The organism is Geomicrobium sp. JCM 19039, from assembly GCF_000698145.1.
Classification (GTDB): domain Bacteria; phylum Bacillota; class Bacilli; order Bacillales; family Marinococcaceae; genus Geomicrobium_A.
The window spans coordinates 170,691-183,721 of record NZ_BAXB01000006.1; the positions used below are offsets into that span (position 1 = coordinate 170,691).

The 13,031-nt window shown below is 45.7% G+C and carries 6 protein-coding genes and 4 pseudogenes; 8 read left to right on the forward strand and 2 right to left on the reverse strand.

The window, feature by feature from the left end:
* Positions 1–8: 8 nt before the first annotated feature.
* Entirely contained in the window at positions 9–944 is a 936-nt protein-coding gene (locus tag JCM19039_RS08445; protein ID WP_042425922.1) for an LD-carboxypeptidase, read from the reverse strand.
* 103 nt (positions 945–1,047) lie between these two features.
* Here JCM19039_RS08445 and JCM19039_RS08450 point away from each other — a divergent pair, with 103 nt between their 5' ends.
* Positions 1,048–1,476 carry a pyridoxamine 5'-phosphate oxidase family protein gene (locus JCM19039_RS08450; RefSeq protein WP_042425926.1) on the forward strand — a complete coding sequence of 143 codons (429 nt, stop codon included), beginning with the start codon at positions 1,048–1,050 and terminating at the stop codon, positions 1,474–1,476.
* Between the two features lie 1,966 nt (positions 1,477–3,442).
* On the opposite strand, the gene JCM19039_RS08465 is transcribed toward JCM19039_RS08450, so the two are convergent.
* Positions 3,443–4,645 carry a phosphatidylserine/phosphatidylglycerophosphate/cardiolipin synthase family protein gene (locus JCM19039_RS08465; protein ID WP_052398625.1) on the reverse strand — a complete coding sequence of 401 codons (1,203 nt, stop codon included), beginning with the start codon at positions 4,643–4,645 and terminating at the stop codon, positions 3,443–3,445.
* Positions 4,646–4,785: 140 nt separating this feature from the next.
* On the opposite strand from JCM19039_RS08465, the pseudogene JCM19039_RS08470 reads away from it, so the two are divergent.
* From JCM19039_RS08470 to JCM19039_RS26890, 7 genes and pseudogenes are all read left to right on the forward strand, one after another.
* A pseudogene (locus tag JCM19039_RS08470) lies at positions 4,786–6,889 on the forward strand ((Fe-S)-binding protein).
* Positions 6,890–6,917: 28 nt separating this feature from the next.
* Positions 6,918–8,092, forward strand: a pseudogene (locus JCM19039_RS08475) (acetyl-CoA C-acetyltransferase).
* 92 nt (positions 8,093–8,184) lie between these two features.
* Positions 8,185–9,327: an acyl-CoA dehydrogenase gene (locus JCM19039_RS08480; protein ID WP_042425936.1), complete on the forward strand. Its 1,143-nt coding sequence runs from the start codon at positions 8,185–8,187 to the stop codon at positions 9,325–9,327.
* A 6-nt stretch (positions 9,328–9,333) separates the two neighbouring features.
* Positions 9,334–10,476, forward strand: coding sequence for an acyl-CoA dehydrogenase (locus tag JCM19039_RS08485; RefSeq protein WP_042425939.1), 1,143 nt, complete (start codon positions 9,334–9,336; stop codon positions 10,474–10,476).
* A gap of 7 nt (positions 10,477–10,483) precedes the next feature.
* A pseudogene (locus JCM19039_RS08490) lies at positions 10,484–11,106 on the forward strand (TetR/AcrR family transcriptional regulator).
* A gap of 122 nt (positions 11,107–11,228) precedes the next feature.
* Positions 11,229–11,714 (forward strand): DNA-directed RNA polymerase subunit delta, encoded by a 486-nt coding sequence (rpoE, locus tag JCM19039_RS08495; protein WP_042425942.1) that lies wholly within the window; start codon positions 11,229–11,231, stop codon positions 11,712–11,714.
* Between the two features lie 560 nt (positions 11,715–12,274).
* Positions 12,275–12,542: pseudogene (locus JCM19039_RS26890) on the forward strand (ATP-binding cassette domain-containing protein); the annotation flags it as partial.
* Between the last annotated feature and the right edge of the window lie 489 nt (positions 12,543–13,031).

Sequence of the window (13,031 nt, forward strand, 5' to 3'; positions counted from 1 at the left end):
TCGTTTCGCTAAACGACAGCGGATTCAATAATGTGCAACGTTTTGTTCGTCGCATTCAACCTTGCTCGAACGCCAAGAGGCAAAGTTAGTTGAGGGGAGCCGTGCCCCGCTTGTAAATTATAGAGAGTGGGCTTTTGGTAAGGGCTAAGAATGCGATCACACACGTCTATGACGGTGTCACCGTTAGGATAATCTTTGGAATCGCAATCTTTACACGTACCGAGCACAAAGCCGACGGCCTCATCAAGTTTGCCGGCGAGCGACAGTTGTGTGAGCATCCGATCAATCGCATACGGTTCTTCATCCACATCTTCTAAAAAAAGTATTTTTCCTTTCGTATCAAGCTCAAATGGTGTGCCCATGAGGCTTGCAATGACAGAGAGGTTGCCACCGACGAGTTCCCCTTCAACTGTCCCATGAGAGAGGGTTTTCAGCGGGTAGTTGCTCGGATTAAAGAGTGTGCTCGGAAATCCGTCTGCTTTCATCGCTTGTAACAGTCGATCGGTTGTAAAGCGGTCTGCATCTAACAGGTCAGATGTTGCCATCGGGCTATGCATGGTGACCATGTTCGCCCGTTGCGTGAAGGCGATGTGCAGAGCGGTAATGTCGCTGTAACCAAGAAAGAGTTTCTGGTGCTTTGCGATCAGGTCATAATCGAGAAACGGCAAAAGTGAGGCACTCCCGTAGCCACCACGTAAACAGAGAATTGCATCGACCTCAGGATCAACGAATAATGTGTGCAACTCTTCAACCCGTTCGCGAATTGAACCGGCGAGATAACCGGGGTATTCTCTAAACGGCCGTGAAGTAACGGTCTTGAAACCATAACTTTCAAGCGTTCTCGTCGCTTCTTCGAATTGCTGGCGCTTGGCAGGTCCTGACGGCATGGCGAGGCCGAGCGTGCTGTTTGTGCCGATCCCTTTTGCTTTTCGTTTCTTTTTCATATCCAACCCTCCAATTTTTACCATTATATGATGATTGTGACGAGTAAAACAGTAAAAAATCGGGAAATGTACGAATAGGACAACCATCTGAGGAGGCCAATCGATGACTGAGCTTACAGAGTTAAAAGAACGGATTGATCAAGTACTCACTGAAAACCGCATCGGCGTATTGTCTACAATCAAAGAGAACCACCCGTACGCCCGCTATATGACGTTTTACCATGAAGGACTCACATTGTACACCCCGACCAATGCCCATGCACACAAAATTGAAGATATTGAAGAAAACCCACACGTGCACATTTTAATGGGGTATGAAGAACACGAAGACGGCAACCGCTTCGTTGAAATTGAAGCAACCGCCGAAGTTGCCACGGATCCAACAGACAAACAAAAAGTTTGGTCAGAGAAAATCGCCAAAAAATACTCCGGACCTGAAGACGAGAACTTCGTCGTCCTCATTTGTCGACCGACCGTCATTCGCTACCGATCCGATGAAATTCCTGAGGCTTACCAAGAGTTACGGATGTAGCTCAAATAAAAGCCGAGCACTTCTTAAAGAGAAGCGCTCGGCTTTTTGTTCTGTGGTTATTGGTATACCTTCATTTGATTTTTTTTATAGCACCGACAACGATAACAATGACCGATACTACGGAGGTTACGCACAAAACTACTACCCCTGCGATCCCCAGCCCGAAAGAATTTTCAGGTTCTGAAAACAGGATAAAGCTAAAAAATGTCGCGACGCCAAAGAGCAATAAAAGGATCCCGGAAATGATAAGCACAGTAGGGTTTTTCGTTAGGAAAACAAGTAATAGAACAATGAAGGAAACGATAAACGATGCAAATGTAAAAAAAATGGGAAATATCTTCAAACATGAATCCACCTCGTTATTACAGTATATTAGATTGAATGTTCAATTAATTTTACTGAATTAGAGCGAATACAACAATGGCCACACATGTGACGGTGTTCGTAATTGATATGAAAGCAACGTGATTTTTTTCTTTTTTTGTTCGTGAAAACTAGTGTTGTTAATATGGCGTTAAGGATACTTGAATAGATAAAAAAAAAAATTAAAGGGATTGCGGCAATGAAAATGAAGTCTTCAAAACAGATGACAGCTACGTAGGGAAGAGTAACAAGTGTCGCCACCATCCCGATGCTTAAAAATAACGATGTGTAACTTTTCCAAGAATAATATCTCAAATGACGATCTCCTTTAGTTTTGACATCATCTTTATGAATCCAGCTCGACAGCGGGGCATCCTTAAACGGAACAAACGGGAATCCCGCCGTGAACTTGTACCGGAGAAGGGCGCTGTGCGGAACGAAAAAGATTAAGCCCGGATTTTGTACCGGAGAGGGGCGCTGTGCGGAACGAAAACGATTAAGCCCGGATTTTGTGCCGGAGAGGGCGCTGTGCGGAACGAAAACGATTAAGCTCCGTGATCTTGTTCCGGCAAGAGGGGCTAGGTGGGCACCACCAGCGTAAACATCCCTCTTCGCCTTCCAGAACAGCTTTTCCTTGTTGACTTAGTTAACTTCATAAGAATTCCTCCAATATTTAGCGTTTGCTGTGCAATTAACTCATTGAATTGTTTGGGAGGTGGTCATTTTTTGTGGCTTGAAAACTTTGGGAGATTAAGGCTGACAGTTATGAAATTCCTTCAATTCTAAAGAAAAGCGAATAATAGATCATAAGTCATTATACGCATCTATTATCTAATGTCGTAACCCGACTTTTAGAAGTTAATAGATGTTAAACTGTACATATCGTTAGGAGGTCACCGTAATTTAGAATGCATTCCTGATTTCCACAGTAGTATATTGCATATTCGGAATACTTTCTACCTTTGACATCATTCCTCTTGAATTGCCTTTATTTCCTTTACTTTTAGCTGTAAGTATAGTGTTTTTCATTGAATTTAATTCTGAAAAAGAAAATCTGGCGGGTAAAACTGCAAATCTTATATTGTCGATCTTATACTTTATTCTGTTCGTTATATTTTTGTTTTCCTTTATTTCTTGATCAGTTCTTAACATTAGCATTAAGAAGTCCAAATGCCCCATATATTCATTTAAGTGACACTTGGGAAAGAAATATCATCATTTTAAACGTGGATCCGCACATAAACGGAGTCAACGGTCACAAATTTTGATATATGTGACCGTTAAGGGCCGAAAGTGCCCGGTTTGAAGACTGGATTGTCACATAAGTGACAGGTCATAATATTCTTTGCGCCAGGTGGTGACTCTAGACCACACCTTTTTACCCCTCGGCTAACGTTTTCCGTGTTATCCGCAATCCTTGCAGTGACGAACAATGATCCGCAACGAAGTTGTTGAAGTGAGATGAAATTCAACAGACAATAGGTGGGCGTTTGCCTGTAAAGACCGATCTCGGTCACCGGATTCAGTGAATTTCTTTCGTTCAACTTATATAGCTTAAAATCTGCGATCTAGTTAGTGGTAAAACACCGATTTCGCATAGCCCCTACAAAAACTCCGAAAACCAGCGGGCAATACGGGTTTTTGCTCGGTCAAGCAGTGTGCGGTTGCCGACATCGGCTTTAGTCAATTGACGTGCACCAGCGAAGTCGTCTTCGAGGGTTTGCACGAGTTGTTGAACGAACGGACTGCCGGGCAGAAAGAGGTCAAGCTCATCATTAAGATGAAAGCTGCGTTTGTCAAAGTTGCTTGAGCCGACGAGAGCCGTTCTTTTGTCGACGATGATTGCTTTGCCGTGATAGAAGCCTTCCACATATTGATATATTCCACAACCGGCGGCGAGCAGGTTTGGAATGTATGCGTAGGCGGCGGCTTTGACGAAGTTATGGTCTTCGATGGCAGGAATGAGGACGGTGACGTTGACGCCGTTTTTTTGTTTTGCAATGAGCAGGTCTTGCAGCGCTTTGCCGGGCACATAGTACGGTGTCACAATTCGAATAGAGTGCTCGGCTGTAGCGAGCCAGTCGTATAAATGATCGGCAACCCCTTTTCCTTCACTATATAGCAGTTGTAATCCCTCTCCACTACCGGGTGGCATGGATTTTTGAGGGAGCAAAGGGGTAGGGGCTCCTGCACCCGACCAGTCATCTAAGAATAACTGCTGGAGGTCATCGACGATTTGACCTTCGACACGCACGTGAAGATCCCGCCAAAATCCGTATTTCGGGTCTTTGCTCACATATTCTTGGCCAACGTTAAAACCACCGATATAACCGATCTTTTGGTCAATGACCCCAATTTTTCGGTGGTATCTTCGGTTAAGATTATAGAACAAGTACGGAAATCTCGGGGCGTGGATGTATGAGAAATAAACGCCAGAATGTCGCAAGCGCTGAATGGTGGACTTGGAAATGGACGAACCCAGCCGGTCAACGAGTATACACACTTGTACACCGTCTCGTGCTCGGCGTTCTAGTAAGTTCAGCACTTCTGTACCGATGCCGGGTTCTTTCCATATAAAAAAAGAGAGATGGATGGTTTGTGAGGCTGATTCGATATCGGTCTTTAACTGCTCAAAGAACGCGCGACCATCGCCGATCAGTTGTGGATACCCGTAGCGGACGTTGGTGCGGGTCGCTGTCGTCGCCTTTTTATGATGATCAGCTCGACCCCCACGAAAATCAAGAATAAGAAGAAGTAGGATGAGAAGAACGATAATAAGTATTGACAATAAGATTGCGGTGGTCACGGTAGCGCCTCCTTTCTAACGTTATTATGTCCGACAAAGAGTCTGTTCATGAGCAACGAAAAAAATGAATGGTCGTTCAGTGTTTTTTTGTTATACTCTTTGTAATAGACAAAAAAGGGGTAGGAAAGGAGCGTACTCATATGGAGATTTTCCATTGGATTCATGTAATCGCTTTCTTGCTGGTCACAGCGTACGCCGTTTACTTATTTGCAAAACTCGTAAAAACGAGAATAGGATTTATTAAACTTGGTCAAGAAGCGAAGTTCATTCTCACGTCAAAAGAACGTCGGCAAGCGGTGCTTGTAAACGTCTTTGGACAAAAGAAATTACTGAAAGATAAGAAAAGTGGTATCATTCACCTGATTTTCTTTTATGGCTTTTTAATTGTACAGCTCAGTGCCATTGATGTGATTTGGAAGGGAATTAACCCAGGCAGTAGTTTGCCTCTGGGACCTCTGTATCCTTTGTTTACGCTTTCACAAGAAATTGTCGTACTTTTAATTCTTTTCGGTGTGGTTTGGGCGTTTTATCGCCGCTACATTGAGAAGATTGTTCGCTTAAAGAGAAACTGGAAAGCCGGTCTCGTCCTCATCCTCTTGAGTGGTGTCATGGTATTTAAGCTCATGACGAAAGGAATGGAGGCGGTTGCTGGTGGATCGGCAGTATGGTCGGTTTATGAGCCTGCTTCCTCAGCAATTGCAGCTGGACTTGGGTTTGTTGGCGCCGATGTAGCGACAGCATTGTTTTACGTGTTCTGGTGGTTCCACTTATTGTTCTTGCTCACTTTCCTCGTGTACATTCCGCAATCCAAGCACGCCCATTTAATTGCCGGGCCTGCAAATGTGTGGGTTGGACCGACGCACAAAACCGGGAAGCTTGAGGCGATTGACTTTGAAGATGAGTCAAAAGAAGAGTTTGGTAAAGGGAAAATTGAAGATTTTGATCAGAAGCAATTGCTTGATTTGTATGCTTGTGTAGAGTGCGGACGTTGTACGAATATGTGTCCTGCAACCGGTAGCGGGAAGATTCTTTCACCGATGACTTACTGCTAAAGATGCGTGATCACCTAACAGAAAAAGGTGCGGCAGTTACGTCGCAAAGCCCGTGGTTACCTGCATTTGCATTTGGCAATACGACAGCGAATCAACTTGCTGCACAAGGTAGTGAAGAAGCAGCGGCTTCATATGATGTGAATCTCATTGGGGATGTCATTACTGAAGATGAACTATGGGCATGTACGACGTGCCGAAACTGTGAAGACCAGTGTCCAGTCATGAACGAACATGTTGATAAGATTATTGATATGCGCCGATATCTCGTGCTGACAGAAGGGAAAATGGACCCAGAAGCACAGCGGGCCATGACGAACATTGAACGTCAAGGTAACCCGTGGGCATTAACCGAAAAGAACGAGAAAATTGGAGAGATGGTCGTGATGATATCGATGCTCCGACTGTAAAAGAAATGAAGAAACGTGAAGAGACGTTTGAATATCTGTTTTTCGTTGGGTCGATGGGTTCGTATGATAAGCGTAGCCAGAAGATTGCTGCATCGTTTGCGAAGCTGATGAATGAAGCGGGCGTGAAGTTCGCGATCCTTGGAAACAAAGAGAAGAACTCTGGAGATACGCCGAGACGTATCGGGAACGAGTTCTTGTTCCAAGAGCTTGCAGCGGCAAACATTAGTGAATTCCAAAAGAACGATGTGAAAAAGATCGTCACGATTGATCCCCATGCGTACAACATATTTAAAAATGAGTATCCAGAGTTTGGTCTTGAAGATGTCGAAGTATACCATCATACTGAATTACTCATTGATTTGTTACAAGCTGGAAAGTTAACGCCTACGCACGAGTTAAATGAAACGATTACGTATCATGATTCTTGTTATTTAGGCCGTTACAACGACGTGTATGATCCACCAAGAGAGATTTTACGTGCCATTCCAGGCCTTAAAGTGGTTGAGATGGAGCGAAATCGCGAAGACGGCATGTGCTGTGGTGCTGGTGGCGGGATGATGTGGATGGAAGAAGAAGCAGGACAACGTGTGAACGTATCCCGTACCGAGCAAGCGCTAGCCGTTGACCCAACAATGATCGGGAGTGCGTGTCCATACTGCTTAACGATGCTTAGTGACGGTACGAAAGATAAAGAAGTTGAAGAGTCTGTTGAGACCCTTGACATTGTTGAAATTCTTGAACGTTCGGTTGTTGGCGTAAAATTAGACGTCACAGAGTCTGCGTAATAGATTTAAATGTGAAGGAGCGATTGTGATGACAAAGACGGTCATTGTAGACGGGGCGAGAACCCCGTTCGGCCGCTTAGGTGGAGGGTTGTCGAGTTTAACTGCGATGGAACTTGGTGGCGAGGCGATGAGAGAGGCACTGCGGCGGGCAGGGACAGACCCAAATCGCGTAGATGAAGTTATCGTCGGTCATGTATTGCAAGGGGGTCAAGGTCAGCTCACCTCACGCCAAGCGGCAAGACAAGCGGGCATTCCTTGGGAAGTAAAGACGGAAACGGTGAATAAAGTGTGCGCTTCAGGGATGAGAAGTGTGACGCTAGCGGATCAGATTATTCGTAGCGGGGACGCAACCCGCATCGTTGCTGCAGGAATGGAGTCGATGAGTGGGGCACCTCATTTCATGAAAGGAATGCGTACCGGTCAAAAGATGGGAGACGCTTCACTTCAAGACCTTATGATTCACGATGGGCTCACTTGTTCGTTCGAAGGGGTGCACATGGGTGTGTACGGCAATGAGAACGCCACGAAATTCGGCATTAGCCGTCAGTCTCAAGACGAATGGGCGCTCCGCAGTCACAATCGTGCTACAGCAGCTGAAGAACGCGGCGTGTTCGCAGAAGAAATTGTCCCGGTGACGGTATCAACGCGTAAAGGCGACGTGACGGTATCTGTTGACGAAGCGATTCGAAAAGATGCCACACTTGAAGGGTTCCAAAAGTTAAAGCCGGTCTTTGGCAAAGACGGAACGATTACCGCAGGCAATGCTCCGGGTGTCAATGATGGTGCGAGTGCGCTCGTCGTCATGAGTGAAGAGGCGGCTAAAGAAGATGGTCTGACCCCAATTGCAACGATCATCGGCCATACAGCTCTTGCTGTGGAAACAAAAAGGTTTCCTGAAACCCCAGGCTCATCATTGATCAGCTATGTGAGAAAACAGGTGTTTCAAAAGATCAAATTGATTTATTTGAAATGAATGAAGCATTCTCAGTCGTGGCACTTGTCGGTGAAAAACTGGCTGACATTGACCCCGAAAAGGTAAATGTAAACGGAGGTGCTGTTGCGCTCGGTCACCCGATTGGAGCGAGTGGAAACCGCATTCTTTTAACACTTGCGTACGAACTGAGAAGACGTGGCGGAGGCATCGGTGTTGCTGCGATTTGTAGTGGCGGCGGTCAAGGTGACGCTGTGATGATTTCTGTGTGATGGCTAGAGGACCGGGCGTAGTTGTTCCGGTTCCTCTTTGTTTGATGTAATACTGAGCGCTCGCTCAGATTAACTGGAAGGGAAGTAACGCTGTGAATCTTAATCCGAATGAACAAGAAGAGATGCTTCGACACGTCGTGCGAAAATTCGCTGAAAACGAGGTTCAGTCTTGGGTTCCTTCAATGGAAAAGGACGAGTTTCCTTATGGGCTTGTGGAGCAAATGGGCGAGCTAGGTTTGATGGGGATACCGGTCCCAGAGGAGTATGGTGGATCAGAAATGGGCTTTGTTGCCTACATCGCCACGATTCATGAGTTGTCTAAGATTTCTGCGTCAACGGGTGTGATTCTTTCGGTACACACATCCGTTGGAACCGGCCCGATCGTGAAGTACGGAACGAAAGAGCAAAAGCACGCCTATGTGACCGACCTTGCACGAGGCAAAAAAATTGGTGCGTTTGCGCTTACTGAACCTGGTGCAGGTTCAGATGCGGCGTCTCTTAAAACGTCAGCGGTCGACCGAGGAGACCATTACGTGTTAAATGGCTCAAAGGCGTTTATTACAAATGCGGGTGCTGCAGGCGTGTATATTGTATTCGCACGTACGGGCGAAGAGCCGGGTAACCGAGGCATTAGCGCGTTTATCGTTGATGCAGATTCACAAGGGCTGATTGTCGGCAAAAAAGAGGAAAAGATGGGGATGCACGGTACGAATACGAGTGAGCTCATTTTTGAAAATATGATCGTTCCGAAGGAGAATCTCCTCGGGGCGTTAAACGATGGCTACCGTGTTGCTTTAGCGAACCTTAATGCGGGAAGAATTGGCATTGCGGCTCAAGCCCTTGGCATTGCTGAAGGAGCGCTCCAACGAGCTGTACGGTATGCGAATGAACGAAAACAGTTTGGCGCGAGTATTGCCAGAAACCAAGGAATCTCCTTTAAGCTTGCGGAGATGGCAACAGAAGTCGAAGCAGCGAAGTGTCTCGTCTACCAAGCCGCACATCTAGAGCAGTCAGGTGTGCCTTGCGTGAAAGAAGCGTCGATTGCCAAGTTGATTGCGTCAAAGGCGGCAGTTGAAGTCTCGCAACAAGCGGTGCAAGTATTTGGTGGTTACGGTTATACGAAAGAATATGAAATTGAGCGATATTTCCGTGATGCCAAAGTGTGTGAGATTTATGAAGGCACAAGTGAAATACAAAAAATGGTCATCAGTAAGCAGCTGATGAACAAAGGGTGATAAAGCGTGAACTTCCAACTAACAGACGAACAACAAATGATCCGAAAAATGGTACGGGATTTTGCTAAACAAGAAGTTGAACCTACAGCGGCAATTCGTGACCATGAAGAGCGCTTTGATCGTGAAATTTTTACGAAGATGGCAGAGCTTGGCCTGACGGGTTTGCCTTGGCCTGAAGAGGAAGGCGGTGCCGGTAGCGGATATGTGAGCTATGTGCTTGCGGTTGAGGAGTTGTCCCGAGTGTGTGCGAGTACGGGGGTTACGCTGTCTGCCCATTTATCATTAGCAAGCTGGCCGATTCATAAATTTGGTAATGAAGAACAAAAGGAAAAGTATTTAAAACCCCTTGCAGAAGGGAAATTCATCGGTGCATATGCGCTAACAGAACCTGGAGCAGGCTCTGACGTTGCTTCAATGAAAACTGCCGCCGTTCTTGATGGAGACGATTACGTGTTGAACGGATCAAAGATTTTCATTACGAATGGTGGCGTTGCCGATGTGTATATTGTGTTCGCCAAAACGGAATCGGCGGACGGTCATGGTGGTGTGACGGCGTTTATCGTTGAACAATCGTTTGCCGGCTTTTCGGTCGGTAAAAAAGAAGAAAAGCTCGGCATTCGCTCATCACCAACGACAGAGGTGCGGTTTGATCAATGTCGTGTGCCGAAAGCGAACGTGCTTGGTGACGTGGGGGCTGGCTTTAAGGTTGCAATGCAAACGCTCGATGGAGGCAGAAATGGAATTGCTGCTCAAGCGGTGGGCATTGCTCAAGGGGCACTGGACGCAGCTGTCCAATATGCAAAGGAGCGTAAGCAATTTGGCAAACCGATTGCTACGAATCAAGGCATTTCGTTTAAGTTAGCAGAGATGGCTGCTAAAGTAGAAGCAGCACGCTTGCTCACGTATCAAGCCGCTTGGCTCGAAGAGAACAATCAACCTTACGGACACGCATCGGCAATCTCCAAACTATACGCCGGAGATGCGGCAATGGAAGTGACAACTGAAGCGGTTCAAGTATTCGGTGGGTATGGCTACACACGAGAATATCCAGTTGAACGGTACATGCGTGATGCGAAAATCACACAAATTTATGAAGGAACGAATGAGATTCAAAAGGTGGTTATTAGTAAAGGCTTGTTAAAGGGGTGACCACAGGATGAAACGTCACGTACCAGCGATGGTAAAAGATGAAGTGTTAATAAAAAAACGTCGAGAACAGATGGTTAAAGCCGCTGTCCAATTGTTCCATGAAAAAGGGTTTCACCGAACGACAACACGAGAGATTGCAAAAGCATCTGGTTTAGCATCGGCACACTTTACGAATACATCGGATCGAAAGAAGACGTCCTCTATCTCGTGTGCGACGCTGTGCATGATGGAGTAAAAGGGCGATTTAATGAATTGCTAGAAGAAAGTAGCCCAGGCATCGAACGCTTTAAACACTTAATTCGTAGCCTTATTCAAGTTATGGATGAAATGCAAGATGAAGTGTTGGTCATGTATCAAGAGTCAAAATCGTTACCAAAAGATGCACTAACGTATGTATTGGACCGAGATCGGAGCATGACCGACGATATTCGGAACGTCATCGTTGATTGTCGTGAACGAGGAGAGATCATTGCAAGCGATCAAGAGATTCAATTGCTGTCAGAAAACATCATGACAAAAGGCTATATGTGGACGTTTCGCCGGTGGGCACTTCGTAAGAATTTCTCGTTAGAAGAGTATACAGAATTACAATTGCAAGACGTGATGAGAAGCATACGTACCCATCAGTAAACGAAAGAAATAAAAGAAAGGGATTTTTATAGCATAAAGCTTGTGTTTATGTTTATAATGGTAGGTATGCACGCCGCTTTGCAGATCGAAAGCGAGCCGCTTACGAAAGGGTGTAGGTTGCATTGACCATTAAAGAGCTTAGCCGTGAAGAGATTACGGAAATGTCTGCTGTCGAGATTACGTATCGTTTGATTAAAGAAAAGAATGGCCCAGCAGAGTTTGCTAATTTCTTTACTCAAGTTTCAGAATTAAAGCAGATTCCGAGTAAAGACCTCGATGATCGTCGCACCAAGTTATTTACAACCTTGAATATAGATGGCCGGTTCGTTCATCTTGGAAACAATCATTGGGGGCTAAAAGAGTGGTATCCCGTGGATAAAACGGACGAAGACCTTGGGAACACTTTCCAAGCACCCGAACCAGAAGAAAGCCAAGAGTTTGAAGACATCGAAGATGAATTGGACGAAATTGCCAATGAAGACGACACAGATGCCGATGAACAATCAGACGATGACTTAGACGGCTACGACGACAATGATGAAAGCGGCGACTATGACGAAGAAGACGACGCTGAAGATGATGACGAAGAAGACGATAGTAACAACTAAGCGATAACCTACCTGCTGTCTGAGTGTATGCTCAGCAGCTTTTTTTGTAGGGTAATTTACCTATGTTGCCCTAAAGAAATTCACTGTTTCTTCAGAGTGTACTTGCACAGAACCTCGTTTTCATACGCTCGGCGTAAAAAGCTCCACTACCCTTTTTGATTACATAAGCGAACGAGACGTCAGCATGGGCTATGCCGAAGAGCATTCGGTTCACCTTCGGCACCTCCGGTGCCGATCGTTGCTCGCACTTGAGGTTTAGATGAATAAACAGGGTTGACGTACGGTTATCAAAAACGAAGCATAGGGGGAACGGCGGTGTTATCGGGCGATCTATATAGAATGAACGTAAGATTTTCCTGATTTGCGCTGTTGGGCGTTGGTTGGGAGGGATCGCCTGGTGCGGACTGCCTTTTTGCGCGCAAGTTTGCTTAGTTTAACGATTTAGGCGCTCATTTCGCTAAACTTGCGCGCAGTTTGTTCCAACTGGAGCGCAGATTCAATGCCGATAAGCGAGCAACCTGTCGGCCCCGTCGGATTCGGTTCGGCGCGAACCACGCCATCGTCTCCATATGTTCCCGTCAAGCTTATCAGGCGGAGAAAAGCAGAGGGTGGCAATTGCGAGAGCGTGGATGAACGAGCCTGATCTTATTCTAGCTGACGAGCCTACGGCGAGTCGATACTAAGCGCGGGCACCAAGTCATTGAGCAACTAAGTTAGCAAGTGAAAACGCGAAAAAAAGCGGCATTGCTCGTTACACATGACGAACGATTATTGCTGATTTATGATCGCGTCATTCAGGGCGTGGATGGTCATACAGAAGCTACGTAAGTAAAGTTACGCCCAATGATCAATGCCATTGGCGTAAGATGTTTTAGAATAATGGTAAAGGTTGTTGCTGCACGGGCTGAGTGACTGTACCAGGACCATTAATTAGGTTGTTATTAATGACGATGCGAAATGGAGGTTGGTGAGAAAAGCCACCGTCATGACATTGTGAGCGAATAAAATCTCTCGTAGGTTCCACAAATGATAAGGTTGTCTCATATTGAGCACACTCCTTTCTGAAAAGGATACAGTACATCGTATGTGTACGAGTTTGAAAAGCATGTTCTCTTATCCCTAGTAAAGAAAAAAAGGCGCTGTCGAAAATTGCCCGGGAAATAAAAAATGTGGCGGAAAGAAGAGGAATTCGTCGAGGAATGCTTAAGATTTCTTTAAGATTGCAATTTGAAACCTATAATAATTCAAAAGGGATTATGATGAGAGGAAGAATGATCATGTCGTATGAAGTGAATATTGGCTTGCAGGTAGAGGAAG

Coding starts and splice junctions, on each gene's coding strand:
- JCM19039_RS08445 (WP_042425922.1), bottom strand. CDS start 944: ATGAAAAAGAAACGAAAAGCAAAAGGGATCGGCACAAACAGCACGCTC.
- JCM19039_RS08450 (WP_042425926.1), top strand. CDS start 1,048: ATGACTGAGCTTACAGAGTTAAAAGAACGGATTGATCAAGTACTCACT.